The organism is Acidiphilium iwatense (assembly GCF_021556475.1).
Taxonomy (GTDB): Bacteria; Pseudomonadota; Alphaproteobacteria; order Acetobacterales; family Acetobacteraceae; genus Acidiphilium; species Acidiphilium iwatense.
In genome coordinates this window covers 98,224-123,836 of the sequence record NZ_JAKGBZ010000007.1, presented here as the reverse complement: position 1 = coordinate 123,836, position 25,613 = coordinate 98,224, and the positions used below count along the sequence as shown (strand labels likewise).

23 protein-coding genes are annotated in these 25,613 nt (G+C 63.5%); 8 read left to right on the top strand and 15 right to left on the bottom strand.

All coding sequences use genetic code 11. The annotated features are described in order from the left end of the window. Window positions 1-257: 257 nt before the first annotated feature. Window positions 258-1,487: a beta strand repeat-containing protein gene (locus L2A60_RS05750; protein WP_235703415.1), complete on the top strand. Its 1,230-nt coding sequence runs from the start codon at window positions 258-260 to the stop codon at window positions 1,485-1,487. Between the two features lie 135 nt (window positions 1,488-1,622). Here L2A60_RS05750 and L2A60_RS05745 read toward each other — a convergent pair whose 3' ends face one another. The 6 genes from L2A60_RS05745 to L2A60_RS05720 are packed head-to-tail and all read right to left on the bottom strand — an operon-like array spanning window position 1,623 to window position 7,498. Then, window positions 1,623-2,408 carry an ABC transporter ATP-binding protein gene (locus L2A60_RS05745; protein WP_235703414.1) on the bottom strand — a complete coding sequence of 262 codons (786 nt, stop codon included), beginning with the start codon at window positions 2,406-2,408 and terminating at the stop codon, window positions 1,623-1,625. Beyond that, window positions 2,405-3,190, bottom strand: coding sequence for an MlaE family ABC transporter permease (locus tag L2A60_RS05740; RefSeq protein WP_235703413.1), 786 nt, complete (start codon window positions 3,188-3,190; stop codon window positions 2,405-2,407). The genes L2A60_RS05745 and L2A60_RS05740 overlap by 4 nt, the downstream gene beginning before the upstream one ends. A gap of 8 nt (window positions 3,191-3,198) precedes the next feature. Beyond that, the gene (gene alr / locus L2A60_RS05735; protein WP_235703412.1) at window positions 3,199-4,287 is read right to left on the bottom strand and encodes an alanine racemase; all 1,089 of its coding nucleotides are present in this window, start codon (window positions 4,285-4,287) and stop codon (window positions 3,199-3,201) included. Next, window positions 4,284-5,096, bottom strand: coding sequence for an EcsC family protein (locus L2A60_RS05730; protein ID WP_235703411.1), 813 nt, complete (start codon window positions 5,094-5,096; stop codon window positions 4,284-4,286). Before L2A60_RS05730 ends, alr begins: the two co-directional genes overlap by 4 nt. A gap of 30 nt (window positions 5,097-5,126) precedes the next feature. Continuing rightward, window positions 5,127-6,611: a replicative DNA helicase gene (locus L2A60_RS05725; RefSeq protein WP_235703410.1), complete on the bottom strand. Its 1,485-nt coding sequence runs from the start codon at window positions 6,609-6,611 to the stop codon at window positions 5,127-5,129. A 53-nt stretch (window positions 6,612-6,664) separates the two neighbouring features. After that, window positions 6,665-7,498: a helix-turn-helix domain-containing protein gene (locus L2A60_RS05720; protein WP_235703409.1), complete on the bottom strand. Its 834-nt coding sequence runs from the start codon at window positions 7,496-7,498 to the stop codon at window positions 6,665-6,667. Window positions 7,499-7,581: 83 nt separating this feature from the next. On the opposite strand from L2A60_RS05720, the gene L2A60_RS05715 reads away from it, so the two are divergent. From L2A60_RS05715 to L2A60_RS05705, 3 genes are read left to right on the top strand one after another with little or no spacing between them, the layout of a single operon-like run. Beyond that, window positions 7,582-8,079: a hypothetical protein gene (locus L2A60_RS05715; RefSeq protein WP_235703408.1), complete on the top strand. Its 498-nt coding sequence runs from the start codon at window positions 7,582-7,584 to the stop codon at window positions 8,077-8,079. Window positions 8,080-8,101: 22 nt separating this feature from the next. Continuing rightward, window positions 8,102-8,479 carry a VOC family protein gene (locus L2A60_RS05710; protein ID WP_235703407.1) on the top strand — a complete coding sequence of 126 codons (378 nt, stop codon included), beginning with the start codon at window positions 8,102-8,104 and terminating at the stop codon, window positions 8,477-8,479. Window positions 8,480-8,534: 55 nt separating this feature from the next. Continuing rightward, on the top strand, window positions 8,535-8,894 hold the full coding sequence (locus tag L2A60_RS05705; protein ID WP_235703406.1) for a DUF488 domain-containing protein: 360 nt from the start codon (window positions 8,535-8,537) through the stop codon (window positions 8,892-8,894). A gap of 102 nt (window positions 8,895-8,996) precedes the next feature. On the opposite strand, the gene L2A60_RS05700 is transcribed toward L2A60_RS05705, so the two are convergent. From L2A60_RS05700 to L2A60_RS05685, 4 genes are all read right to left on the bottom strand, one after another. Beyond that, window positions 8,997-9,416, bottom strand: coding sequence for an NIPSNAP family protein (locus L2A60_RS05700; protein WP_235703405.1), 420 nt, complete (start codon window positions 9,414-9,416; stop codon window positions 8,997-8,999). A 118-nt stretch (window positions 9,417-9,534) separates the two neighbouring features. After that, the gene (locus L2A60_RS05695) at window positions 9,535-9,723 is read right to left on the bottom strand and encodes a hypothetical protein (RefSeq protein WP_235703404.1); all 189 of its coding nucleotides are present in this window, start codon (window positions 9,721-9,723) and stop codon (window positions 9,535-9,537) included. 313 nt (window positions 9,724-10,036) lie between these two features. Further along, window positions 10,037-10,198 (bottom strand): hypothetical protein, encoded by a 162-nt coding sequence (locus L2A60_RS05690; protein WP_235703403.1) that lies wholly within the window; start codon window positions 10,196-10,198, stop codon window positions 10,037-10,039. Window positions 10,199-10,257: 59 nt separating this feature from the next. After that, a complete protein-coding gene (locus L2A60_RS05685) occupies window positions 10,258-10,557 on the bottom strand; it encodes a hypothetical protein (RefSeq protein WP_235703402.1) in 300 nt (99 codons plus the stop codon). Window positions 10,558-10,987: 430 nt separating this feature from the next. Between L2A60_RS05685 and L2A60_RS05680 the strand changes: the two genes are divergently transcribed. Together L2A60_RS05680 and L2A60_RS05675 are read left to right on the top strand one after the other, a co-directional pair. Then, on the top strand, window positions 10,988-12,520 hold the full coding sequence (locus L2A60_RS05680) for an acetolactate synthase large subunit (protein WP_235703401.1): 1,533 nt from the start codon (window positions 10,988-10,990) through the stop codon (window positions 12,518-12,520). 194 nt (window positions 12,521-12,714) lie between these two features. Next, window positions 12,715-14,535: a chloride channel protein gene (locus L2A60_RS05675; RefSeq protein WP_235703400.1), complete on the top strand. Its 1,821-nt coding sequence runs from the start codon at window positions 12,715-12,717 to the stop codon at window positions 14,533-14,535. Here L2A60_RS05675 and L2A60_RS05670 read toward each other — a convergent pair. Then, a complete protein-coding gene (locus L2A60_RS05670) occupies window positions 14,505-14,954 on the bottom strand; it encodes a MerR family transcriptional regulator (protein ID WP_235703399.1) in 450 nt (149 codons plus the stop codon). The two genes, L2A60_RS05675 and L2A60_RS05670, sit on opposite strands and share 31 nt — an antisense overlap. A gap of 54 nt (window positions 14,955-15,008) precedes the next feature. Here L2A60_RS05670 and L2A60_RS05665 point away from each other — a divergent pair, with 54 nt between their 5' ends. Together L2A60_RS05665 and L2A60_RS05660 are read left to right on the top strand one after the other, a co-directional pair. Next, window positions 15,009-15,413: a mercuric transporter MerT family protein gene (locus tag L2A60_RS05665; RefSeq protein ID WP_329603556.1), complete on the top strand. Its 405-nt coding sequence runs from the start codon at window positions 15,009-15,011 to the stop codon at window positions 15,411-15,413. Then, window positions 15,410-15,625, top strand: a complete 216-nt coding sequence (locus L2A60_RS05660) for a GDCCVxC domain-containing (seleno)protein (RefSeq protein WP_235703397.1) — start codon at window positions 15,410-15,412, stop codon at window positions 15,623-15,625. Before L2A60_RS05665 ends, L2A60_RS05660 begins: the two co-directional genes overlap by 4 nt. 1 nt (window position 15,626) lies before the next feature. On the opposite strand, the gene dnaE is transcribed toward L2A60_RS05660, so the two are convergent. From dnaE to treZ, 4 genes are read right to left on the bottom strand one after another with little or no spacing between them, the layout of a single operon-like run. Further along, complete coding sequence (dnaE, locus tag L2A60_RS05655) at window positions 15,627-19,046, bottom strand: DNA polymerase III subunit alpha (protein WP_235703396.1); 3,420 nt, start codon at window positions 19,044-19,046, stop codon at window positions 15,627-15,629. A gap of 25 nt (window positions 19,047-19,071) precedes the next feature. Further along, on the bottom strand, window positions 19,072-21,852 hold the full coding sequence (gene treY, locus L2A60_RS05650) for a malto-oligosyltrehalose synthase (protein WP_235703395.1): 2,781 nt from the start codon (window positions 21,850-21,852) through the stop codon (window positions 19,072-19,074). Continuing rightward, window positions 21,849-23,840, bottom strand: a complete 1,992-nt coding sequence (gene malQ, locus L2A60_RS05645) for a 4-alpha-glucanotransferase (RefSeq protein WP_235703394.1) — start codon at window positions 23,838-23,840, stop codon at window positions 21,849-21,851. Before malQ ends, treY begins: the two co-directional genes overlap by 4 nt. After that, window positions 23,837-25,576 carry a malto-oligosyltrehalose trehalohydrolase gene (treZ, locus tag L2A60_RS05640; RefSeq protein WP_235703393.1) on the bottom strand — a complete coding sequence of 580 codons (1,740 nt, stop codon included), beginning with the start codon at window positions 25,574-25,576 and terminating at the stop codon, window positions 23,837-23,839. The genes malQ and treZ overlap by 4 nt, the downstream gene beginning before the upstream one ends. Window positions 25,577-25,613: the final 37 nt, after the last annotated feature.

Sequence of the window (25,613 nt, the reverse complement as noted above, 5' to 3'; positions counted from 1 at the left end):
CTTTTCCTGGCAAAAGATGCGCAATCCGCTCCCATTGGTCAGCCCTCAGCCCATAACGCCCCATCAATCAGCCTTTCGGAATGCTGATCTGCTATGAATCAGGAAAACGGTCGCGCCGGAATCCCCCCGGTCAAATGACGACACACCCTAGGTCGTGGGCAAAAAAAAATTAACCAAACCAGCCCAAGTTTTTCTTGCTTTGCACAACGGGGTCGGTTATCTGGAAACCATAAATTAAGTTTTTTGGAGGCTTCCGGATGAGCAGTTCCGTAACGGTTATTGGCGGCGTCAGCGGCGGTAAGCTGACCGGCCTTGTGAGTGTGCCCCTTTCGGGCGTTTCCAGTGCAACCACGACCGCATTGCAGACCCTGCTGACCGGGCTCAGCACCGCGGTCGAGGGCGGCACCGAGGGGTTGACCAACAACAATCTCATCACCGGCGCGCTGTTCAATTCGACGATCGCTGGCACCAGCAACATCCTCGAACTCACCAATACCGACAGCACCGGCGCGGTCACCTCCGGCTCCGTCACCGGCGCCGCCGGCGTGGTCGATGTGGCCAGCATCTATAGTTCGGTCGTCGTCCAGGCTCCGGGAACCGTCACGGTCAACGGCAGCAGCACCAGCACCCAGTATCTTCTGGGCGCCAGCAGCAACGTCGATCTGACCACCGGGCGCACCAGCAACACCGTCATCGCCGCCGGTGGCAACGACACTCTCAACCTGCGGGGCGACAATCTTGCCGCGGTAACCGGTGGCGCCGATACGGTCAGAACCTTCGCCGGCAGCAACACCGTCATCGCGAGCGGCAATGCCTCGGTCTTCGCAGGCACCCCCGCCGGCTATGCCGGCAAGCTCGACTTCATCAATGCCAGCAGCGCGGCCGCGACCGTCCTTGCCGGCGCCGGCAGCGCGACGGTGTTCGGCGGCAATGCCGGCGGCATCTTCGGCGGCGGCTCGTCGGGTGATAACTTACTGGTCGGTGGCAGCGGCAGCGCTACCCTGGTCGGTGCCGGCAATGGCGATACGCTGGAGGCCGGCGGCGGCGGTGCCACCACGTCGGCCACCAACTACCTCTTCGCCGGCTCGGGCAACGAAACCCTGCTCGCCAGTTCGGTGACCGGAACCAACCTGTTCGACGCCGGTAACGGCTCGGACGTGATTTCGAGCAGCGGCTCCGGCACCCAGTATTTCTTCGGCGGCACCGGCACCGCGCAGATGACCGGCTCCACCGTCTCCGGCGCGACCAACATCTATTTCTTCGGTCAGGCAACCGGGGTCGGCGGCAACGATGTCATTTCCAATTTCGGCACCACCAAATCCACTCTGTTCGCGATGAACGGTAGCAATATCACCGCGATCAACAGCACCACCTTCCAGGGCCAAACCGGCGCCCTGGTCACCCTCTCCGACGGCACGCATATCACGCTGCTCGGCGTCAGCGCCGCGAGCATCGCCGGCTCCGTGGGCGGCAAAGTGATTACCTGATCGGTAAATCGATAACGGAAGCCAGACTGAAACCCGGACGAAAGTCCGGGTTTTTTTATGTTCAGTATTTTGAAGTAATGTCATAGCGAGCCCAGCGAAGCTATCCGTCCGACTGTGCCGGTCAAGCCGCGATGCCTATTTCCGCAGCGCCATCCGAATCGGGCCGTCGCGCCGTCCATGGGTGAACTGATCCACCAGCGGATTCCCACTCCGCATCACCGACTCCGCCTCGCCTTCCCAGACGATCCGCCCTTCATGCAGCATCGCGATCCGGTCGCCGATCCGCTGGGCGCTCGTCATGTCGTGGGTGATCGCGATCGAGGTGCTGCCGAGCCGTTTGACGCAATCGACGATCAGCCCGTCGATCACCGCGCCCATGATCGGGTCGAGTCCGGTGGTCGGCTCGTCGAAAAACATGATCGACGGCTCCGCCGCGATCGCGCGGGCAAGCCCGACCCGCTTCTGCATTCCGCCGGAAAGCTCGGCGGGCGGCAATTCGCCCACACCGGCGTCCAGTCCCACCTGCGACAGTACTTTCGCCGCCACGTCCCGCGCTTCGGCGCGGGTCACCAGGCCGCGCGCCAGCAGTCCGAACGCCACGTTCTCCCACACCGCCTGGCTGTCGAACAAGGCGCCGTTCTGAAACAGCATGCCGATCTGGTCGCGCAGCTCCCGCGCGCGGGCCGGTTTCGCGGTCAGCACGTCCTCGCCATCGATCAGAATCTCGCCCGAATCGGGCCAGATCAGGCCGAGAATGCATTTGAGCAGCACCGATTTGCCGGTGCCCGACCCGCCGATCACCACCATGCCGGTTCCCGGCATCACGTCGAGATCGACGCCGTCCAGCACCTGCTTGGCGCCGAATGCCTTGCGCAGGCCGCGAATGCGCAGCTTCGGCGTCATCGCCTGAAGGGTGCTCATGGCGCGAAGAACGCCTGGGTCAGCACGTAATCGAGTGCGAGTATCAGGATCGAGGCGGAAACCACCGCCGCCGTGGTCGCCCCGCCAACGCCCTGCGCGCCGCCGCGCGAGCGATAGCCGTGAAAGCAGCCCATCAGCGCGATCACGAAGCCGAACACCGCCGCCTTGACCAGTCCGGAAATCACGTCGCTCGCGTGCAGATAGGTCATGGTGCTCTGCAGATAGGCCGGAGCATTGAAGCCGAGCCGGATCGTGGAGACCAGAAACCCGCCCGCCACCCCCAATATATCGGCCACCACCACCAGAAGCGGCAGGGCGATCAGCCCGGCCAGCAGGCGCGGCGTGACCAGATAGCGCATCGGGTCGGTCGCCAGGGTGGACAGCGCGTCGATCTGGTCGGTCACCCGCATGGTGCCGAGTTCGGCGGCCATCGCCGATCCGGCGCGGCCGGCGACCATCAGCCCGGCGAGCACCGGCCCCAGTTCGCGGGTCAGCGACAGCACCACCACGCTCGCGATCACGCTCTGCGAATCGAAGCGCGAAAACCCGACATAGCTTTGCAGCGCCAGCACCATGCCGGTGAAAATCGCGGTCAGCGCCACCACAGGCAGGCTGAAATAGCCGATCTCCATCAGCGCGCGGCCGAAATTGCGCAGATAGTACGGCGGGCGGAACAGGCCGGACACGGCGGCGATGGTGAAAATCGCCAATTCGCCGAGCAGGGAGACCAGGCCGAGGACGAGGCGGCCGAGCGCGGCCACCGGATCGAGCACGAGGTTCATGGGGGTTGTTATACCGATTTTGCGACACGCCGATAGCGCCGGCCCAGGCCGGTCAGGATCTCGTAGCCGTTGGTGCCGGCCTCGCGTCCAACATCGTCGATATCATGGCCGGGCCCAATCAGTTCCAGCATCGAACCCGGCGCGATGTCCGGGTGATCGGTAACGTCGAACGTCATCAGATCCATCGAAACCCGGCCCACCAGCCTCACGTCCCGCCCCTTGAAGCGCGCGGTCATTCTATTGGCGAGGGACCGCGGCATCCCGTCGGCATAGCCCACCCCGATCGTCGCGATAAGCGATTGCCGCTCGGCACGCCAGATCGCGTTGTAGCCGACGCTCTCCCCCGCCTCGATCGCGCGGATTTGCAGGATTGGTGCGGCGAGCGTGACCACAGGCCGCATTGGATTTTTCTGCTCCGGCGTCGGATTCCCGCCATAGAGTGCGAAACCTGGCCGCGCGAGATCGGAGGCAAAATCCGGGCCAAAAAAGATGCCGGAGGAATTGGCGAGGCTTGTCGTCACACCGGGGAACGCCGCACGGATTGCGGCGAAGCGCTGTGCCTGATGCGCGTTTTCCGGGGCGTCCGTCGTCTCCGAGGCGACGAGATGGCTCATCACGTAATCGAGCGCGATCCCGTCGAGCAGATCGGGCGTTTCGCGCAACCGGGCGAATTCGGCCGCATCGAGGCCAAGCCGGGCCATGCCGGTATCGACATGTAAAAGGGCAGGCAACGCGCGGCCCGCTTCCCGCGCGGCGTTCCGCCAGCGTGCGCAATCCTCCAGCGAGTTCAGCACCGGGCGAAGATCGTTGGCGATGAGTTCCCGCTCGGTCCCGGACGGACAGCCGTTGATCACCGCGATCCGGCGATCCGGGAGCGCGGTGCGGAGCGCCAGCGCCTCTTCGAGACAAGCCACGAAGAAATGCCGGCACCCGGCCGCGGCGAGGGCCGGGGCAATCAGCGCGGCGCCGAGCCCGTAGGCATCCGCCTTCACCGCCGCCGCCGTTGCCCCGCCACCAGAGCTTGCATGGCGCGCGGCAAGATCGCGCCAGTTCGCCGCGACCGCTTCGGCGTCGATGGTCAATGTCGGACGATTCATGCGGCGCGGCGGAACAATTGCTTGCGCTGGCGATAATGCTCGACATGGCGGTCGAAGCAGGCGCGCACCGCATCGGCGTCGCCATAGCGGCGCTCCAAGGCGCGCAGCGTGAAATGGACCTGCGCCATCGACTGGAAATGCCCCATGAACAAATAATTCACCCCTGCCCCGGCCAGCGCGCCGACCACGGGAACCATCGAGGCGAGCACCTGGTCGGACACCACGAGAGAGAATCGCGACGCCACGGTGCGGAGAAAAATCGAAACCGGCGCATGGGTCAGCGCGCCACGCACCGCCCAGTAGCTCGCCTCGATATCCTCATCTTCGTTGCGGATCGTGCCGAAGCCGAACACCTCCAGGCAGGCGCGGCGGGTCGCGAAATCGTCGAGATCCTCGCCATGGCTGCGCGCGATTTCGGCGATCGCGCGGAACATCATCGCCATGCTGAACGGAATATCGGCCAGCGACACCACCCCGCCCGCAAGGCCGGAAACCGCGCCGCTCGCCGCGACCGCGCCGCGATAGATCTGCTCCCGCGCCGGTCTGGCATTCCGCCCGGCAAGGCCGATCCGCGACGCGCTCAGCAGCGACCAGAGCGCTTCGGACGCGTATTCCTCGATGATCGCGCGCGCGTTCGGCGCCAGGAACAGCACCGCGCGTTCCACCGCGCTGCCGGCGGTGCGGCCGACCCGGCTCAGCGCTCGGGTGAACAAGCCGCGCGAAGCGACGAAGCGCGACGCCGCCTGATCGATCAGCGCCTGGTCGGCCTCGGAAAATCCCGCGCAGGCATTGCCTCCGATCGTCACCATCGACTCCGCCCCTCTCCGTTGCACCCGATGTTACTCATGTTGGGTGTCGAGATCGGCGAATCGAGTGAATTCCGCCTCGAAAAACAGGTCGATCTTGCCGGTGGGGCCGTGGCGCTGCTTGGCGAGGATGAGTTCCGCCTTGTTGTGCACCGATTCCATGTCCTGCTGCCATTTGTCGAGCGCTGCCTGGAATTTGTCCTCGCTCTCGAAGCCCATCTGCTTGGGCATCCTGGCCTGGAGGTAGTATTCGTCACGATAGACGAACATCACCGCGTCGGCATCCTGCTCGATGGTGCCGGATTCGCGCAAATCCGAAAGCTGGGGCCGCTTGTCCTCCCGCGATTCCACCGCGCGGGAGAGCTGCGACAAGGCGATCACCGGCACCGCGAGTTCCTTGGCGATCGCCTTCAGCCCCTGGGTGATCTGACTGATTTCGAGAACGCGATTCTCCGGCCTGGTGCCCGCCGCCGGGCGCATCAGTTGCAGATAATCCACCACCACCAACGCAAGTCCCTTGGTGCGCTTGAGTCGCCGGCAGCGGGTGCGCAGCGCGGACAGCGTGATCGCCGGGGTATCGTCGATCACCAGCGGCAGTCTGGCGATCCGGCGGGAGACGGCGACGAAATTGTCGAAATCCTTCTGGCCGATCTCGCCGCGTCGAATCCGATCCGAGGACACCCTTGCCTCCTCGGCCAGCAAGCGGGTGGCGAGCTGTTCGGCGCTCATTTCCAGCGAGAAAATGGCGACCGATTGCTTCGCCTCGGCATTGGGATTTTCCGCCCGCGCCTCGGCCAGCAGCGCCTGCGCCGCGCCGAAGGCGATTTTGGTCGCCAGCGCGGTTTTGCCCATGCCGGGACGGCCGGCGAGGATCAGCAGGTCGGACGGGTGCAGCCCGCCGGTCTTGCCGTCGAGATCGGTCAGGCCGGTGGTCAGGCCCGAGACGCGGCCGTCGCGCTCGAAGGCCTTGGCGGCGGTATCGATCGCCATCGCCAGCGCGGTTTCGAAGCTCATCGCGGTGCCTTCGGCGCCGCCCTTGGTCGCGAGGTCGAACAGCGCCTGTTCCGCCGCCTCGATCTGCGACGGGCCGTCGAGTTCGGGCTCGGCACCGAAGGCGCGGTTCACCGTGACCTCGCCGAGATCGATCAACTGGCGCCTGATCCAGGCGTCGTAGATGGTGCGGCCGTAATCCCCGGCATTGATGACGCCGACCATGGCGGTGAGGAGCTGGGCGAGATAGGCTGGGCCGCCGACATCGTCGAGCAGGCCGGAATGCTCGAAGCTGACGCGCAGCGTAACCGGATCGGCGAGCTGGCCGGCCTCGATCCGCCGGGCGATCGCCTCGAAAATGCGACCATGCACCGCATCGGCGAAATGTTCCGGCGCGAGAAATTCGGAAACCCGCTCATAGGCTTTGTTATTGGCGAGCAATGCGCCGAGCAGCGCCTGCTCGGCTTCGAGATTGGCGGGCGGCAGGCGCTGGGACAGGCCGAGCAAAGGCGACTCGATGACGTTCATCGCGCCCTTCTAGCTCTTCGCGCGAGTCGGCGACAGGCGCATCGCCCTGTGGATTAGGTGGATAGAGGGGATAAACGCTGCGCACGGCGATACGCCGTCGGGCTCGCTCCCATGATGCCGCGAAACCGGCGATTGAACGTCGAGAGATCGTTGAATCCGGCGTCGTAGGCGATGGCGGAAACCGGATCGCGCGTCTGGCGGAGCCTGATCGCCGCGCGGCGAAGCCGCTCCGCGAGAACGAACTGGTGCGGCGTGATGCCGGCCACGGCGCGAAACACCCGCAGGAAATGATACGGGCTCATCGCCGCATCCCGCGCGAGATCGGCGAGCGCGATCGGCTGGTCGATCCCGGCTTCGATGCGCCGGAGCGCTTCGCCGACCCGCTGTTCGTCGCGCCGGCTCGGTGTGGCAGCACGCCTCGCGGCCGGCGCGAGCAGCGCCGCCGCCGCGCCCGCGAGGCGCAAGGCGATTTCTTCCAGTTCCATGCCGTCACCCCGCGCCGCCTCCGCCGCGGCGATGAGCGGGATCAATGATGTGGAGGGCGGCAGGCGGGGAACCGCGAAGGCGAGTTGGCGGACGCCCGGCACCGAGGCAAGAATTTCCTCGAAATAGTCAGGGAAAAAATGGAACGCGAGGCAATGATCGCCGACGCCGTGATCGTGGCCGCACTCGTAACACGCGCCGCGATTGCCGAGCAGCACCGCGCCCGGCGTCAGCGTCGCCCCGCCCTGGCGCGTGCGATATTGGAAACTCCCGCGCGTCACGGCGGCGATGCTGATCGAATGATGCTGCTCTTCGAACCGCCTGGTGCCGGGGCCGGACGTGCAGACGACATCATGCACCGTCCAGCCGCAGCCCGAGGCCAGCAGGTGCGATGTCGTCGTCATGCCGGCAAAATAGCAATTTTTCCCAAGCGCCGTCGAGGCCGCCCCGCCTAGATACAGACCACGCGAAACCACACGGGCACGCCATGAACCGATCCGCTGCCTCGCTCGCCGAATTGCTCTTCTCGGATGGACCGGCCTCCGACCGCGCCGATAAAATGGGGCTTTACGGCTGGCTCATCGGCGCCTGGGAGATGGACGCCGTCATCCATGCTGAGGACGGCCGGACCCATGCCGGACGCGGCGAAATCCGCTTCGGCTGGGCACTCGAAGGCCGCGCCATTCAGGATGTCTGGAGTCTTCCCGGTGTTTTCCACGGTACCACCTTGCGCATCTACGATCCCGGCATCGATGCCTGGCATATCATCTGGAGCGATCCGCTCCGGCAGTATTACACGCGCCAGATCGGCCGCGCTCAGGGGCCGGACATCATCCAGCTCGGCAAAACCGACCAGGGCGTCGCGACGCGATGGCGGTTCACCGATATCGCGCCCACCTCGTTCCGCTGGTTCGGCGAGTGCTCGACCGACAGCGAAGCGACGTGGCGGTTGCAATCCGAGTTCGCCGCTCGCCGGCTAACCTGACGTCAATCAACAGGAGAACACCATGCTCGATCATGTTTCCATCGGCGTTCGCGACATTGCCGCGGCACGGCGATTCTACGACGCGGCCTTGTACCCCCTGGGCTATTCCTGCCTCAGCGCGGGGGCGGATTCACTCGGCTATGGAACAGGGGAGCCAGTGTTCTGGGTCAACCGTGCGCTGCGGCCGGTTCCGGCGGACCTGGACTCTGGTTTGCATTTCTGTTTTCAGGCGCCGACGCGAGCGAGCGTGGATGGATTTCACGCCGCCGCCATGAGCGCCGGCGGGCGCGACAACGGCAAGCCAGGCCTGCGCCCGGACTATGATGCCGCCTATTATGCGGCATTCGCGATCGACCCCGATGGCTACCGGATCGAAGCGGTCTGCCTTGCTCCGGCGTGACCGGCGCGCCATGTGGTGAGGAAAGGACGCAACGCCACCAATAAGGAATCGTGCCATGGCCAGGATTCTGCTCCGCCGCGCCTATGATCCGCCGGAGGATGCGGATGGGATGCGGGTTCTGGTCGACCGGCTCTGGCCGCGCGGGCTTGCCAAGGCGGGCGCGAGAATCGATCTCTGGCTCAAGGAAATCGCGCCGAGCGACGAATTGCGCCGGGAATTCGGCCATAATCCGGCGCGGTGGGACTGGTTTGCCAAAACCTATCGGCAGGAGCTGGCGAAAAACCCGGAGCCGCTGGAGCGGCTCGTGGAATTGTGCCGCGCGGGGGCGGTGACACTGCTGTTCGCGGCGCATGATACGGAGCACAACAACGCCGTCGTGCTGCGCGACATGATGGAGCGACGTTTTAAAAAATAACATTAAGTCAGAATAACTGTCGTTTGTTTCACGTGAAACAAAGGCACCAACTCGGACCTATTTTCGCGAAAATTGGACGAATTGGATTATTATCGGGACGGATCAGACGCGGCGGAGAAAGATGCGGTCTTCGCGGCGGATGAAACGCTCGGTCCGGGAAAAGTCGAAATTCGCGCGCCCGGCGGGATCGGACGCGAGACGGGCGCGATAGTGCTCGTAGGCGGCGAGGTTTTCGATGTCGTAGATGCCATAGGCGATCGTGCTCGACCCTTCATGCGGAGCGAAATAGCCGATCAGGTTGGCGCCGGCGCGGGGTATCGCCTCGTTCCAAACGCGGGCGTAACGCTCGAACGCATCGGTCTTGAACGGGTCGATCTCGTAGCGGATGAAACAATCTCGTAGCGGATGAAACAGGTGATCATGGGCGCGGCCTCCTTCGGCGGTTGAACGCCGGGAGATTATGCGCAGTGGCGGGGCGGATGCTGCGATCGTGGTCGAAATGTTGAGGGGGGTTCCGCGCACAAAAGAGCCCGCCCAGTGTGGTGGTTCCGAAGTTCCTACGCATATGCGGCGGCCGCTTTCAGGAACTTCAGAACCAAAAACCACACGAGAATCATATGTTTGCCAGTGTTTTTTCGATTCAGAAGTTCGAATGGTGCCGGGTTTGATGATAACGAACTTCCGAATCGGGATCAAACAGGGCGGCCCAGCGTTTGAGCCGTTGGGTAAGCGCCTGCTCCTCGGGCGATCCTTTGAATGCCTCGTAATCACGCGCCCAGACGGAACGGAGGAAATGTTTGGAGATGAAACCATTCGCGAATTCGACCATGGCCTAGCAAAGCCTTTTGGGCATGATTCGGCAAGGTCGTGGAACTGATCGGGGCGATGGATTGCTTCCCGCTTCGCTGCGCTCGCGGTCGCAATGACGGCCAAGGTTATTCGGCCGGAGTCAGCGTGGGGGTCGGCTTCACGGGATCGTCGTGGTCAATGTCCCGGTTTGGTGCCCATTGCCTACCGTTGCCGCCGTGATGGCCCGTGGCGCAGAGGTTTTTCCGGAAAAATCGTGGATATTCCGTGCATCACCGCCTGAACCGCGAAAAGCCGCGTCAGGCGGTTGAATTTCTAACAAAACGCGCCGCTGGTTACGGAACGGTTTGCGTATGAGTGGTTTGCGTCGTGACGGTGCCCGGCATAGGCATCGGCATGAGCGCGGGTTGTTGAGACGATGTGGTGGTTTCCGTCGTTCTCGCGGCATGGTCCGGGGTGATGACACATCCGGTCAGAACGGCGGTGAAGCCGATCATGGTTGCGATTAGCAAAATCCGATGACGCGATGGGTTACGTTTCATGTTACTCTCCTGATTCAATAGGACGATTTCGTCGTCGACGTTTTTGTCGTCGTTGTAGCCGACACCTGCGGCTGGATTGTCGTCGTGGTCGTGCTATCGCTCGCGGCGCCGTTTGCGTTGCCATAGGTCGTCTTGTTCGAATCAACCTGATTGCCATAGGCGTCGGTCGTTCGCTGGCTTTCCGTCGTGCTCAGCGTACCGTTCGGCGGCGGAATGACTGGTGCCGGCGCAACGACAGGCGGCGTTACGGAGGTGGAACTCGTCGTCGTCTGGGATGAGGTGGTTTGTGCCAATGCAGCACCGGTCATCAACATCAATGCAGCGGCACTCGCGAAAAGACATTTTTTCATGATCGAAAACTCCTGAGAATTGTGGAATAACGAAAAGCATCGGCTCCGCCGCGGCAAATGTTATTTTACCACCAGTGTCGTCAATCGAGTGCGAATTGCCGGGTACGGCATCGTTTGACGGACCCCGGTCAATCAAGATTCAGATCTAGTTGGTTCTGACTCGGAACATAGTCTTTGGCGGCCGGGAGCGATAGACTCGGAAACTACTCATGCCGGCGGCATGAGGATAAACAGGCCGGCCCATTATTCGGGTCGTTGGTATCATCACGGTGCTTCGCTTCAGGGAGTGGCGGTGTCGCGCGGGGCCGTGATCGCCAATCGTCCACCCTTGCCGCTTTGGGCGAGACCGGGCAGGGTTGGCGACATGGTTCAGGGCGCGGAGGGGAACAAAATCATGAACGGTGCGGAGAGTCTGGTCCATACGCTGATCGCGTGCGGCATCGACACGGTGTTCGCCAATCCGGGCACCAGCGAGATGCATTTCGTCGCCGCGCTCGACCGGATTCCGGGGATCAATTGCGTGCTGTGCCTGGACGAGACCGTGGCATCGGGCGCGGCGGACGGATATTGGCGGGTGACCGGGCGGCCGGCGGCGACCCTGTTTCATTGCGGGCCGGGGCTCGCGAACGGGCTCGCCAATCTGCACAATGCGCGGCGGGCGCGCTCGGGGATTTTGAACATCGTCGGTGATCAGGCGACCTATCACCGGCCGCTCGATGCGCCGCTGACCGCCGACACCGAGGGATGGGCGCGGCCGGTCTCGGGCTTCGTACGCACCGCCAAGAGCGCCGCGACGGTGGGCAGGGATGCCGCCGAGGCGATCGCCGCGGCGCGGAGCGGGACGATCGCCACGCTGATCCTTCCCGCCGACACCGCCTGGACCGAAGGCGGCGTGGCCGGCGAGACGTGCGAGGTCCCGGCACGGGCGATGCCGGACGATGAGGCGATCGCCTCGGCGGTGGAGGTGCTGCGCTCGGGCGAGCCGGCGATGCTGCTGCTCGGCGGGCGGACGCTGCGCGACGCAACGCTGCGGCAGGCGACGGCGATTGCCGCCGCGACCGGCTGCAAGCTGCTGTCCGAGATGTTCAACGCAAGGATGGAGCGCGGCCAGGGCCGTCCGCCGATCGAGCGGATTCCGTATTTCATCGATGCGGCGATCCATACGCTTTCGGGGATCAAGCATTTGATTCTGGTCGAGGCGAAGCCGCCGGTGGGATTTTTCGCCTATCCGGGCAAACCGGGGCGGCTGTGGCCGGAGGATTGCACGCTGCATACGCTCGCAGCGATCGACCAGGACGGCAGCGCGGCGCTGACGGCGCTGGCTCAGGCGATCGAAGGCGCGGAGCCGGAGATTCCGGCCACGCCGCGCCCCGCGCCTTCGACGGGCGCGATCGAGCCGGAGACGGTCGCGACGACGATCGCGGCACTTCTGCCCGATCAGGCCATCGTGATCGACGAGGGGATTTCGTTCGGACGCGGCTTCTCGCGCTTCACCCATGGCGCGGCGCCGCATCTGTGGCTGCAGGTGCCGGGCGGGGCGATCGGCGGCGGGCTGCCGACCGCGGTGGGCGCCGCGGTATCGGCGCCGGGGCGGCGGGTGGTCGCGATCCAGGCCGACGGCTCGGCGATGTACAGTATCGCGGCGCTATGGACGGCGGCGCGGCAGAACCTGGACATCACCGTCATTCTGCTCGCCAACCGGAAATACGCGATCCTGCTCCATGAATTCGTCGGGGTGGGCGCCAATCCGGGGCCGACCGCGCTGGGGATGCTGGATCTGGGCAACCCGGATCTCAATTTCGTGAAACTCGCCGAGGGCATGGGGGTCGCGGCGGCGCAGGCGCCGACCATGGCGCGGCTGAACGAGTTGCTGGCGTCGAGCGTGGAGCACAAGGGGCCGTTCCTGATCGAGTTGCTGACCGGGTGAGACAATGGTGTGTCCCCGATCTGCCACAGTGATCGATTCAATCGCACAGTATGTTGAGTTCGGCGATTGACCGGGGATTTTTCGTGCGGCAACAGTGATACGGCCATGATGCTGACACAGATAGACGGCATCTGACCGCCGGGCGGGCGGTCCGTCCCTCTTGAATATCGATTTCCCCGAGTCCGGGACGCGTTATGGCCAGTTCCACCGTTCGCCGCGATTCCTCGCCAGCCTTCATCCAAGCATTGCGCCGCCGGCTGAGCGCGGTGACGATCGATGCGCCGATGCATCTGCGCGCCCTGGTGCGCACCGACGAGCTGTGGCTGGCGGCGCTGGCGATCCTGGTGGGGGTGCTGGCCGGCATTGCCGTTTTCCTGATGGATTTCTTCAGCCATCATTTCCATTTCTGGTTTTTCGACCTCGCGCATCTGGGCGAGGGCCTGTCGCAGCAGGAGCATATCGAGCCGATCCGCGCGATTTTCGTGCCGATTCTGGGCGGGGCGGTGCTGGGCTCGGTTTCCTGGCTGCTGGCGAAATACCGGCCGGGCAATTTCGTCGATCCGGTCGAGGCGAACGCGCTGTATGGCGGGAAATTGTCGCTGCGCGATTCGGTGATCGTCGCGGCGCAGACGGTGATGTCGAACGGAGTCGGCGGCTCGGTGGGAATGGAGGCCGGCTATGCCCAGTTCGGCGGCGGGCTGGCGAGCTGGGTGGGGCGGCAGTTTCGGCTGCGGCGCAACGATTTGCGGATTCTGGTTGGGTGCGGCGCGGGGGCGGCGATCGGCGCCGCGTTCAACGCCCCGCTGTGCGGCGCGTTCTATGGCATCGAGCTGGTGATCGGCACCTATTCGATGACCAGCCTGCCGCTGATCATCGTCTCGACGCTTACCGGCACGCTGGTTGCCGAGAAGCTGCTGCATGGCGGGGTCAAGCCGCTCGATGTCGTGCTGCCCAATGTGGTTCCGGGCTATGCCTATCCGCTCGCGATTCTGCTGGGGGTGACGGCGGGGTTCACCGGCATCGCGATCATGCGCGGGGTGACCACGATCGAGGCAGGGTTCCGGCGCACCGGCGTGCCGATCTGGCTGCGGCCGATCCTGGGCGGGGTGGTGGTCGGGCTGCTCGGCAGCATCACGCCGAAGGTGATGGCATCGGGCAATTCATCGCTGCACACCCAGCTTGCGGTGGTCTATCCGTTCCTGCTCGCGATGGCGCTTCTGCTGATGAAATCGACCGCGTCGGCGTTCTCGATCGGGTCGGGGTTTCGCGGCGGGTTGTTTTTCGCGGCATTGTTCATGGGTTCGCTGCTCGGCCGGGCCTATGGCGATCTCGCGATCATGCTGCCCTTCGCGCATGGCGTGCCGATCGGCTTCTACGCGGTGGTGGGGATGGCGGCGCTCGCGGTCGCGATCGTCGGCGGGCCAATGACCATGACCTTCCTAGCCCTCGAAAGCACCAATAATTTCAGCATCACCGTCGCGGTGCTGGCCGCCGCGATCGCGGCGTCGCTGACGGTGCGGCGCGTCTTCGGCTATTCCTTCACCACCTGGCGCTTTCATTTGCGCGGCGAGAGCATTCGCAGTGCGGTGGATATCGGCTGGATCCATAATCTGACGGTCGGGCGGATGATGCGGCGGCCCCAGTACAGCGTGCGCGACGATACCGAGATCGCGACGTTCAAGACCGAATATCCGCTCGGGCGGACGCAATATGTCGTCGCGGTCGATGCCGAGGAGCGGTATGTCGGCCTCGCCTACCCCTCCGAGGCGCATGCGCCGGGCGAGGAAGACCCGCACACGATCCATGATTTGGTGCGACATCAGAATGATTTTCTGCTGCCGCAGGCGACGGTGAAGGAGGCGATCCGCGCCTTCGAGCGGGCGGAATGCGACGTGCTTGCGGTGCTGGACGGACCCGAGACGCGTCATGTTCTCGGCGTGCTGACCGAGCAATACGCGCTGCGCCGCTACAGCGAGGAGCTGGATCAGCGCCGGCGCGAGCTTTCGGGCGAGTAGATGAGCGGGACTCGTTGCGAAAGCACCTCGATCAACGGACAGGCTGCATCGTTTCCGAACTCGCAACGCGTGATCGTCTCGGCGAGCACATGTTCCATTGCCGCAAGATCGGCGATGCGGGCGCGAATGTCGGCGAGGCGAATTTCGGCGATCATCTGCATGTTGGCGCAGGTTTCCGAACCACTGGCGGCAAGGCGCAACAGCGCGCGAATGGCGTCGAGACCGAAGCCAAGCTCGCGGGCACGGCGGATGAAGCCGAGACGAGCGAGATCCTCCGGCCGATAAGCACGATATTTACCGTTCCGAGGCGGAGGCGCCACCAAGCCAATACGCTCGTAGTAGCGAATGGTCTCGATCGGGCAGGCGGTGCGCCTGGCCGCTTCGCTGATCGTGACATCGCCCTTGTCGTATCGAACCATGATGCCGTCTCCGTGATCGTAACGCCCCTTGAGTCTGGAGTTGCTACGGACCGTATGCTCCGCAACGGTTTTGGAAAAGGAGCCCTGATGAGCGGGACGAAATTATCAAGCCGGACGACCGACGTCGCGGGAACTGGTAGCGCGGTCCTTACCGTCGGCGGAATAATTGCCGCTTTTGGTGCCGCATCGTGTTGCGGTCTACCTTTTTTGCTGGCGACAGCGGGACTGGGTTCGGCTTGGCTGACCGGAATTGCTTTGCTCGCCGCACCGAATCGGTTGATTCTGCTGCTGGTCGCCTCAGTGTGTCTCGGCGCGGGTGCCGTGCTGTTCGCGTGGCAACAACACCCCAGAGCTTGTGAACGCGGCACGTGGTGCGCCCGGCCGCAGGTGCGCTGGCTGATGATCGTCGGATTCGTTCTGGGATTCGGGCTGCTCTATCTCGGGTATCGGTTCAGATGAACGCGATCGTGAGCGCCAGCGTCATCACCTGCCCGCATTGCGGCACGGCGAAGCGTGAAACCATGCCGAGCGACGCGTGCCAGTATTTCTACGACTGCAGCGGATGCCGCGCGCTGCTTCGGCCAAAGCCCGGCGATTGCTGCGTGTTCTGCTCTTACGGTTCGGTGCCCTGCCCGCCGGTTCAGCAGGATCGCACGGCGTGCCGCGACTGATTTACAGTTCGGCGACCTCGGCGACGCCCTGGATCATTTTCATCGCCTGGGCGAGGCGCGGCGAAACGTTGAAGCCGCCGGGCAAGGCGATGTCGAGTTTCGCGCCGGTGCCGAGGCGCGGGGCGAGCAGGATGCGGCCCTTGCCGCGGCCTTCGCGGTCGAGCAGGGCGCGGAGCGACGGCAGGGCTTCGGCGCGCTCGACCACGATGCGCAGGCCGGAGCCGGCATTGGCCGCGGCACGGTCGAGCGGTTCGGCATCGAGTGCGGTGATGCGCAGGCTTTCGCCGTCCATGCGGAGTTCGGCGGTGACGAGCAGCATGGTGCCCTCGGCGAGAAGATCGCGCGCGCGGGCGAGGATTTCGGAGAACAGCGTGACCTCAAAACCACCTGCCTGATCGGAAAGCTGCACCCAGGCCATGCGGCTGCCGGTGCGGGTGGTGCGCTCTTTGCGCCCGACCACGGCACCGGCGAGCTTGGCACGGCCGATTCCAGCACGGCCGCGCTGTTCGATCTGGTTCGACGGAATGACGCCGAGGCGTTTCAGCACCCCGGCATAGGCATCGAGCGGGTGGGCGGTGAGGTGATAGCCGATGGCCTCGGCCTCGAAGGCGAGGCGATCGAATTGCGGCCAGTCCGGCGTTTCGGGCAAATGCAGGGACTCGGGTGAGCCGGCATCGCCGAACAGGTTGATCTGGCCGGACGTGCGGCCCTCCGCCTCGCTCTGGGCGCGGCGGATCAGGGTTTCGGCACCCGCCATGACGCGCGCGCGGTTGCCATCGAGCGTGTCGAACGCGCCGGCCTTGGCGAGCTGCTCGATCTGGGCGCGGTTGAGGGATTTCGGATCGACCCGCGTTGCGAAATCGGCGAGATCGGTGAATTTGGTGCTGCCGCGAGCGGCGACGACATCGCGCATCGCCCCCTCGCCCACCCGCTTGATCGCGGCGAGGGCGTAGCGGATCGCGAGCGTGCCGTCCGGCGTGCGTTCCACGGTGAAATCCGCCGACGAGGCGTTGATGTCGGGCGGCAGAACCGGGATGCCGAGGCGCACGGCGTCCTGCTTGAGCGAGGCGAGCTTTTCGTGGTTGGCGTGCGACAGGCTCATGCAGGCAGCGATGAACACGGCGGGGTGGTTGGCGCGCAACCAGGCGGTCTGGTAGGAGACCAGGGCGTAGGCGGCGGCGTGGGATTTGTTGAAGCCGTAATCGGCGAATTTCGCCATCAAGTCGAACACTTCGACCGCCTTCGCCTCGGAAAACCCCTTGGCCTGCGCGCCGTCGACGAAGATTTTGCGCTGTGCGTCCATCTCCGAGCGAATTTTCTTGCCCATCGCGCGGCGCAGCAGATCGGCGCCGCCGAGGCTGTAGCCCGCCATGCGCTGGGCGATCTGCATGACCTGTTCCTGATAGACCAGAATGCCGTAGGTTTCCGTCAGGATGTCGTCGATCGCGGGGTCCGGCGAGTCCCAGGCCTCGCCATGCTTGCGCGCGCAATAGGCGGGGATATTGGCCATCGGGCCGGGCCGGTTGAGCGCCTGGGCGGCCACGAGGTCCTCGAAACGATCGGGGCGCATCTGGCGCAACACGTCGCGGAAGCCCTGGGTTTCGAAGGTGAACACGCCGCCGCAATCGCCCTTGGAGAGCATCTCATAGGTTTTCGCATCGTCGAGCGGAATGCGCGCGAGATCGAGTTCGATGCCGAGACCGTGCAGGAATTTTACCGCACGATCGAGAATCGTCAGGGTGGTCAGGCCGAGGAAATCGAATTTGACCAGGCCGGCGCTTTCGACATGCTTCATCGAATACTGGGTGATCAGCATGTCGGAGCGCGGGTCGCGATAGAGCGGCACCAGATCGGCGAGCGGGCGGTCGCCGATCACCACGCCCGCCGCATGGGTGCTGGCGTGGCGATAGAGGCCCTCGACCTGGACCGCGATTTCGAGCAGCCGGCGCACCGATTCATCGGAATCGCGCAGCTCGCGCAGGCGCGGTTCGGACTCGATCGCTTCGGCGAGCGGAATCGGCTTGGCCGGATTGTTAGGGGTGATTTCGGCGACCTTGTTGACCTGGCCATAGGGCATGCCGAGCACGCGGCCGACGTCGCGCACCGCGGCGCGGGCCTGGAGCTTGCCGAAGGTGATGATCTGGGCAACGCGATCGGTGCCGTATTCGCGCTTGACGTAGTCGATCACTTCGTCGCGGCGTTCCTGGCAGAAATCGATGTCGAAATCGGGCATCGAGACGCGTTCGGGGTTGAGGAAGCGCTCGAACAGCAGATTGAACGGAATCGGGTCGATATCGGTGATCGAGAGCGCGTAGGCGGCGAGCGAGCCGGCACCCGAGCCGCGGCCGGGGCCAACGGGAATTCCCTGCGATTTCGCCCATTGGATGAAATCGGCCACGATCATGAAATAGCCGGGGAAGCCCATCTGTTCGATAACGTCGAGTTCGAATTCCAGACGTTCGCGATAGAGCCTGCCGGTCGGTTCATCGGCGGTGATCGCGGCGAGGCGGAGCGCGAGCCCCTCGCGCGCCATCGCCCGGAGGGTTTCCGCCTCGGTCGCGCCGTCGCGCACTTTCGGGCAGATCGGCAGCAGCGGCTTGCGCGTGGGAGCGGCGATGGCGCAGCGGCGGGCGATTTCCAGCGTGTTGTCGCACGCCTCCGGCAAATCGGCGAACAATGCGCGCATGGCTTTCGCCGGCTTGAACCAGTGTTCCTGGGTGACGCGGCGGCGTTCGGCTTCGGAGAGCAGGCGTCCTTCAGCGATGCAGAGCAGCGCGTCGTGCGCTTCGTGCATTTCCGGCTTGGCGAAAAAGCATTCGTTGGTGGCGACGAGTGGGATGTTCGCCGCGTCGGCCAGGGCGATCAGGCCCGGTTCGATCGCTCGTTCGGCGGGCAGGCCGTGGCGTTCGAGTTCGACGGCGATCCGGTCTCCGAAGGATTCGGCGAGAGACGCGAGCAGGGATTCGGCTTCGGACCGCTGGCCTTCACCAAGCATCCGGCCGAGCGGACCGAATCGGCCGCCAGTGAGGAGCAGAAGCCCGTCATGGTGGGCGCGGAGCGTATCGAGGGTGATTTGCGGGCGGCTTCCCGGTTCGATGTCGAGAAAGCCCGCCGAGGACAGTTTCGAGAGATTATCGAATCCTTCGGCATCCTTGGCGAGCAGGACCAGGGGATCCGGCGGCAGGCGCAGCTGATCCGCGCGCGCGAGGAACAACTGGCAGCCGATGATCGGCTGCACGCCGCGCGCGATGCAGGCCTGGGAGAATTCGATGGCGCCGAACAGGTTGGAGGTATCGGCGATCGCGACGGCAGGCATCGCCTGATCCTGTGCCAGGGCGGCGATTTTGTCGGGCTTGATCGCGCCCTCGGACAAGGAATAGGCGGAGTGGACGCGGAGATGGACGAAATCGGCGTGCGGCATTTTTTTAGTTTAGCAGGATTCGCGCTCAGCCTGCCAGCACCGCAACCGGCAGAGCGGCGAACAGGGTTTTAAGCTTGAACCCATCGCCCGTGGGAGCGATCTGGCGATCGGCGAGCACGTCGCGCCACGGGGCTGTATCATCACCGCCCAGCCTCATGCGCGTATCCTGCCAGGATGCGGCGGGCACGAGAGGCGTTTCGGCGGTGCCAAGGAGCGGTATGGCGAGGCGGGCGACCGCGACGATCAGGCGCTGCGAGCCGTGGCTGCGCTGGAACGCGAGGGCGTGGACGGCGTGTTCGCCTTCGATGTCGAGCGGCATGTAATCGCCTGACTCGAACAGGGCGGGATGAGCGGCGCGGCGTGCGAGCAGGCGCGCGATGATCGCCTGTTTGATCCGCCCGTCATGCCAGGAGGCGAGCAGATCGGTGGGTTGGGATTGCGCCGCGAGAGTTTCGGCGCGGCGGGAAAAATCGACTTGGCGGCGGTTGTCGGGATCGACCAGGCTTTGATCCCAGAATTCGGCGCCCTGGTAGAGATCGGGGATACCGGGGGAGGTGTATTTCAGCACCGTCTGGGCGAGGCCGTTGATCGCACCGGCGGGGCCGATACGGCGGGCGCAGTCGGCGATTTCGCCAAGCACGGCGGTGGCCCGCGCGGCATCGAACACGCCGTCGAGAAACTGGCGGCAGGCGGCTTCGTAGGTTTCGTCGGGTGCTGCCCATTCGGAGCGGAGCTTGGCCTCGCGGATGGATTTTTCCCACCAGCCCCAGACGCGTTCCACGAAATCGCCGGCATGATCCAGCGCTGATCCGATCGGCCAAGCGGCGACGAGCGTTTGATAGAGCATCAGTTCGTCGGCCTCGGAGGGCGCACGGCCCGAATCGAGCTCGCGGACGAACGACGTGTTGAGTCGCGTCCAACGCGCTAACGCCGCCTCCCATTCCGCCGGAATTTCGGAGAGGACGGCGAGGCGCGCACGCGTGTCCTCCCCGCGCTTGTGGTCATGGGTTGCTGTGGCGAGCATGGCGCGCGGCAGGTTCGCGCGGCGCTGCGCCTGGGCGGCGTGGAACGCTGCCGGAGTCAGTGAAAACTGTGCGGGCGTACTGCCGACCTCGTTGCGGGAAAGCAAACGTCCGTAGCGATAGAACGCGGTATCCTCGACGGATTTTGCCGCGACGGGAGCGGAGAGTTGCTGAAAGCGGACCATGACGCGGCGATGCAGCGCGCGCCGGGCGATGGGTTCGCGCGCGAGTGGACGGTCGGCCAGCCAATGGCGAATTTGATGAAGCAGGTTGCGATCGGCAACGCGAAAACCGCGCAGCGCGCGCGCAAGCGCCCAGTTCATCGCCTGTTCGTCGGTGGCGGCGCTGCCGGCGGCACCAGCATAGATGCGATAGACCGGGAAATTAACCAGCAACTCGGCAAGCGCACGGCGCAAAGCGGTGAGCGTGATATCACGGGTTGCAAGATCGGCGGCGGCGAGACGATGTAGCAAGGCAGCCGTGCCATTCCATTCGCTGGTCAGATTATCGCGCAGAACCTGACGTCGCGCCTCGTGTTCCTCGTCCTCGAAATTCGGGCTGCGGCCCGAGAACCGCGCCCAGAGAGCGGCAAGCGGCTCGGCACCTTCGGGATCATGCAGGATAGCGGCGACCTCGTTCATGAAATCATAACCGGTGGTGCCGTCGGTTTGCCAATCGGCGCGCAGCCGTTCATGCGGTGCGAGGATTTTTTCGACGATGATGTAAGGTGGATCCTGTGCCGCACCCTTGGAACGATTACGACCGGCAGCCGTGAGGGCGCGGCGTAATTTACGACAATAGGCGCGCGGATCGGCGAGGCCATCGACATGGTCGATACGCACGCCGTCGATCAGGCCGCGCGCGTAAAGATCGAGGATCAACCGGTGGGATTCATCGAACACCCAGGGAATTTCGACGCGAATGCCCGCGAGCGTGTTGATGTCGAAAAAACGGCGCCAGTTGATTTCGTCGGCGGCGGCACGCCAGAAGGTCAGACGATAATTTTGCGTTTCCAGCAACGTATGGAGGCGTGCTCGGCCGGTTTCGGATGTCGCATCGTAGCGCGCCATGGCAATGGCAAGACCCGCCGCGCCATGTGGCGTGGCGAGTGCCGCGACAAGCCGGCGACGTGCCGTTTCGGCGAGTGGGCGAGCGATTTCGGGCCGATCCGCGAGATCGGCGGCGGCGGTGAAATGGGCGATGGCATCGGCAAAGCGTTTCGGCGCGGCCTGCAGAACCGTGGCGGCACCCAAAGGCGACAGCGGAAATTCGTGCTCGTGATAGACCACTGAAAGCCTGCCACTCACCGTATTACAGGCAAGATGCAGATTGCCGGATTGCAGGGCAGCGCCGTAGGATTCGCCCAGAAACGGTGCCATGACCTTGTCATGCAGCGCAGGATCGGGGGGCGTCCAATCGATGTCGAACGCATCTGCGTAGGGGCTGGCGCGGCCCCATTCCAGCACGTCCATCCACCAGCGATTGTCGGTGCCGCCTACGCCCATATGATTGGGAACGATGTCGAGAACGAGGCCCATGCGATGCGCGTTCAACGCTTCGGTGAGGCGGAGGAATCCGGATTCACCGCCCAGTTCCGAGTTGATCGTGGCGTGATCGACGATGTCGTAGCCATGGGCGGAACCTGAACGCGCTTTCAGAATCGGCGACGCATAGAGATGGCTGATGCCCAGCGCGGCCAGATAAGGGACCGTGGCAACGCCATCGTCGAAGGTAAAATCAAGATGGAATTGCAGGCGAGCCGTCGCGCGGGGCGTTGTATTCATAATGGTTTCTTCCGCGCACGATCGAGCATCGCAAGACGCGCCGCAACTCGCGGTTCGTCTAACGATGTTACGGAATCGCTTGACAAGCGGCGGCGCCAGTTTGGGTGTTCGTCAATTGTTCCAGGAATGTTCGGCTGCTGGTCGAGCGCCAATGCGTCCTCAAGGGGTAGAATGACAAGATCCGATTGCGCCATCGCAACATGAGCAATGACGGTATCGGCAATGGCATCGCCATCCTCCAAAGCGGGCATATCGCCGCTTGCCACACCGGCGTCCTTGCAGGCGGACCATAAGCATTTCCGGTCATGCGCCCGCTTTTCCGAATCCTCACCGGCAAGGCCGAGACGGTTGCGCCAGGCGATGTCGGTGCCGCGCCACCAGCCGGCAGCGGTCGGAAGGTCGTGCGTCGTCGTCATCGCCACGGTTTCTCGACGCCAATGCGCAGGGGAGGTGAAGCGATCGCCGTTCCGCTCGAACCAGAGAACGCTCATCCCGGAAATACCGTTATGTGCAAGAGATTCTCGAAAGCCACCCGGAACGGTGCCAAGATCCTCCGCAAGGATGATGCCTTGATGACGTGCCGATTCCAGCATGGCAAGGCGCCGCATGTCATCGTACGGAAAGCGTAGGTAACAACCTTCGTTCGCATCGGCACCGTCAGGAATGAGCCAGAGCCGGGCAAGACCCATGGCGTGATCGATGCGTACCCCTCCGGTGGGCTCGAGTGCAGCGCCCAACATATCGCGCAAAGCCGAAAAGCCGCTCCGGCGCAGTCCACGCGGCGAAAAGCTGGTGAGCCCCCAGTTCTGCCCGCGCCGATTAAACTCGTCGGGCGGCGCACCGACCGAAACACCACGCAGCACCTCATTGGGGCGGCTCCAGGCATCGCTGCCGGCGGGATCGACTCCCACCGCAAGATCGGCGATCAATCCGATCGCCATGCCGGACTCAATCGCTGCCGCCTGGGCGTTGCGCAGCCCGGATAACGCACGCCATTGTGCATAGAGGTGAAAAGCAATTTCATCTTGGTTCTGATCGGCGAACCGCACCACTTCGGCATTCGATGGAAACCGCAGGGCTTCGGGCCAATGACGCCAATCCCGCTCTGCGCCGGTTTTCAGTTGATGCGCCGACATCACCTCGAACAATGCGTGGCGGCGAATAACCTCGGGCGCTGCGTTCTGGAACGCCTGGAATATCGGATCATCATGGTCCCGTGCAAAAGCCTCGCGCAGTGCGCGATAACGGGCTGGGGTAGCCGTACGCCAGTCGATCAGATCGCCAGGTGTCGGCAATTCGATCGGGTAATTCACTGGCGCATAGACCGGATTGAGCGCGATGCGGCTTGACGGACTATAGGGGCTGTAATGGCCGGGATCACTGGCATAGAGGGCATGGACCGGGCTGATTGCAACCGCATCGGCGCCATGATGCCCGGCGGCACGTGCGAAATCGGCAAGAGCCGCGAAATCGCCGATGCCGCCGTCATTGTCGCGCCGAAGCCCATAGACTTGAACGGCAAGCCCCCAAGCTTTTCCCGAGCGATCCCGCTTTTGGAGAGCATTGGCAATGGTGAACGCCCGTGCGGGAGCGATTGCCAGTTCGACAATACGGTCGTTGACGTACAGCCGGTGATAACCAGGGCGGGCGATGCCGGCGATGCGGATCCGGCCATATCCAGCATCCTCGGCGAAGCCAGCGGACATCGAGCCGTCATCATAATCGATACGGATAGGAGCCGGCACGCCAGTGAGCGTTATATCGGCGTTTGACTGAGCAGTGATAAAAGCAGGCGTGGTTTGTGCCTCGACCTCGAGTTGCGTGATGCCGTCATGACAGGTTGATTCCGAGTCGGCGTCGAAGCCAAGGGCGGCGAGCAGTACGCGCAGCGTATCGGGAGTAGCGTGATGCTCAGTGCCAAAGACATCGTGCCACACGCATGAAAATCCAACTCGGTCGGCAAGTTCGAAAAGCGCCGTATCGCTCATGCGGGTTGCAGCCAGGCGATTGCCGCGCGAGGTGGCAAAACGTTGTCGGTGCCGACATCTGGCGGCGTTGCGGCGAAAACCGCCCCTGCCCCGGCCTCGCACATAAGTACGCCGATTCCGAAATTGCCGGCGATGGTCAGGATTGCGCCATTGCCAAAACGCCATGCAGCGCGGACACCACTGGTTTCAAGCGCTTCCGCTCCAATGGAGCGTGCACCGGGAATGCCAGGTACAATCGCCTGATGGCGAAGGCGAAGCAGATGGCGATAGAAGGCAAACCACTCGACCGCAGCAGAATCTTCAGCGTTGGCAGCCTGCAAAATCGACACTTCGAATGTCGTTTTGTCGTTCGGATCGGGAATCCTGAGTTGAGCCTCTTCCGACGCGAATTCCTTGAACCTGGCAAATTCACGACGGCGGCCTTGACGAACGGCTTTGGCAAGTTCGGGGTCGCGATGATCGGTGAAATAGAGAAAGGGGCGTGTTTCGCCATACTCCTCTCCCATGAAAATCAGAGGAATCTGTGGCGACAAAAGCAAAAGCAAAATCGCGGCACGCAGGGCACCATGATCGGCCAGCATCGTCAGGCGCTCGCCGAAAGCCCGGTTGCCGATCTGATCGTGATTCTGCAAAAAAGCAACGAAGGCGCTGGGCGGCAGATGAGCGCTCGGCGCACCGCGCACCGTACCGTCACGATGTGACGATGACTCGCCCTGATAGGCAAAACCTTCGCCAAGGCAACGGGCGAGTTGCCGTGCCGGATTGCGATAGTCTTCATAATAGCCACTTTGTTCGCCAGTCAGAAGAACGTGTAGGCAATGATGCGTGTCGTCGGCCCATTGCGCATCGTAAAGCGGTGAAGCGGGTGTGGCGGGCAGCAAGGTTGCATCGTTGTCGTCGTTTTCCAGCACAAGATGGATATGTCTGTCCGACGCGGTATTGGCACGGATCTCGCGCACCATAACATGAAGAAATTCGGAATCCCCGATGGCATGAACGGCATCGAATCGAAGGCCATCGAACCGAAACTCGTTCAGCCAGTAAAGAGCGTTGTCGATGAAATAGCGGCGCACCGGCTCACGACGAAAATCGATGGCACTACCCCATGGAGTTTTGATATCGTCCCGAAAAAATTGTGGCGCGAAACTATGAAAATAATTACTATCTGGACCAAAATGATTATATACTACGTCGAGAAAAACCATGGTGCCGTGACTATGGGCCGTGTCGATCATGTGCTTCAGCGCATTCGGAGCGCCGTAAGCCGTATCGGGCGCGTAAGGCAAAACGCCATCGTAGCCCCAATTTCGTACACCGGGAAAATCCGCGATCGGCATCAATTCGATCGCGGTAACCCCAAGTTTTGCAAGATCCGGTAAACTCGCCTCGATTCCAACAAAGCCGCCGCAAATACCGGGATGAATTTCGTATATGACCGTCTCGTGCCATGGCCGTCCGCGCCAGGTTTCGCATTGCCATGGGTAGGTATCGGGACCGACGAGAATGCTCGCGTCGTGAACGTCGCCATCCTGCAACCGCGAGGCCGGATCGGCGACCACAAGATCAGGCTGCACGCGAAAGCGATAGCGTGTACCGGGAGTACAAAACGCAACGGCAGTGAAGTAGCCTTTTTCATCGCGGTTCATCGCGATCGGCGGTTGTTCGTCGATTTCGAGAGCTATTGCATCGCGCGCCGGTGCCCAAAGAACGAAGCGTGCCGTGCGATCGTCGAGCATCCAAGCGCCTTGTTTTCTGGCGTGCTGTGCCGTAGGC

Excerpts from the sequence above, each read along its gene's own strand:
- L2A60_RS05705 (WP_235703406.1), top strand. The coding sequence starts at position 8,535 with ATGGCCAGGATTCTGCTCCGCCGCGCCTATGATCCGCCGGAGGATGCG.
- L2A60_RS05720 (WP_235703409.1), bottom strand. The coding sequence starts at position 7,498 with ATGACGACGACATCGCACCTGCTGGCCTCGGGCTGCGGCTGGACGGTG.
- L2A60_RS05695 (WP_235703404.1), bottom strand. The coding sequence starts at position 9,723 with ATGGTCGAATTCGCGAATGGTTTCATCTCCAAACATTTCCTCCGTTCC.
- L2A60_RS05675 (WP_235703400.1), top strand. The coding sequence starts at position 12,715 with ATGGCCAGTTCCACCGTTCGCCGCGATTCCTCGCCAGCCTTCATCCAA.
- L2A60_RS05725 (WP_235703410.1), bottom strand. The coding sequence starts at position 6,611 with ATGAACGTCATCGAGTCGCCTTTGCTCGGCCTGTCCCAGCGCCTGCCG.
- L2A60_RS05670 (WP_235703399.1), bottom strand. The coding sequence starts at position 14,954 with ATGGTTCGATACGACAAGGGCGATGTCACGATCAGCGAAGCGGCCAGG.
- L2A60_RS05680 (WP_235703401.1), top strand. The coding sequence starts at position 10,988 with ATGAACGGTGCGGAGAGTCTGGTCCATACGCTGATCGCGTGCGGCATC.
- dnaE (WP_235703396.1), bottom strand. The coding sequence starts at position 19,046 with ATGCCGCACGCCGATTTCGTCCATCTCCGCGTCCACTCCGCCTATTCC.
- L2A60_RS05740 (WP_235703413.1), bottom strand. The coding sequence starts at position 3,190 with ATGAACCTCGTGCTCGATCCGGTGGCCGCGCTCGGCCGCCTCGTCCTC.
- L2A60_RS05710 (WP_235703407.1), top strand. The coding sequence starts at position 8,102 with ATGCTCGATCATGTTTCCATCGGCGTTCGCGACATTGCCGCGGCACGG.
- L2A60_RS05665 (WP_329603556.1), top strand. The coding sequence starts at position 15,009 with ATGCTCCGCAACGGTTTTGGAAAAGGAGCCCTGATGAGCGGGACGAAA.
- L2A60_RS05745 (WP_235703414.1), bottom strand. The coding sequence starts at position 2,408 with ATGAGCACCCTTCAGGCGATGACGCCGAAGCTGCGCATTCGCGGCCTG.
- L2A60_RS05750 (WP_235703415.1), top strand. The coding sequence starts at position 258 with ATGAGCAGTTCCGTAACGGTTATTGGCGGCGTCAGCGGCGGTAAGCTG.
- L2A60_RS05685 (WP_235703402.1), bottom strand. The coding sequence starts at position 10,557 with ATGTTGATGACCGGTGCTGCATTGGCACAAACCACCTCATCCCAGACG.
- L2A60_RS05660 (WP_235703397.1), top strand. The coding sequence starts at position 15,410 with ATGAACGCGATCGTGAGCGCCAGCGTCATCACCTGCCCGCATTGCGGC.
- treY (WP_235703395.1), bottom strand. The coding sequence starts at position 21,852 with ATGAATACAACGCCCCGCGCGACGGCTCGCCTGCAATTCCATCTTGAT.
- L2A60_RS05730 (WP_235703411.1), bottom strand. The coding sequence starts at position 5,096 with ATGGTGACGATCGGAGGCAATGCCTGCGCGGGATTTTCCGAGGCCGAC.
- L2A60_RS05715 (WP_235703408.1), top strand. The coding sequence starts at position 7,582 with ATGAACCGATCCGCTGCCTCGCTCGCCGAATTGCTCTTCTCGGATGGA.
- L2A60_RS05690 (WP_235703403.1), bottom strand. The coding sequence starts at position 10,198 with ATGATCGGCTTCACCGCCGTTCTGACCGGATGTGTCATCACCCCGGAC.
- alr (WP_235703412.1), bottom strand. The coding sequence starts at position 4,287 with ATGAATCGTCCGACATTGACCATCGACGCCGAAGCGGTCGCGGCGAAC.
- treZ (WP_235703393.1), bottom strand. The coding sequence starts at position 25,576 with ATGCTCGACGATCGCACGGCACGCTTCGTTCTTTGGGCACCGGCGCGC.
- malQ (WP_235703394.1), bottom strand. The coding sequence starts at position 23,840 with ATGAGCGATACGGCGCTTTTCGAACTTGCCGACCGAGTTGGATTTTCA.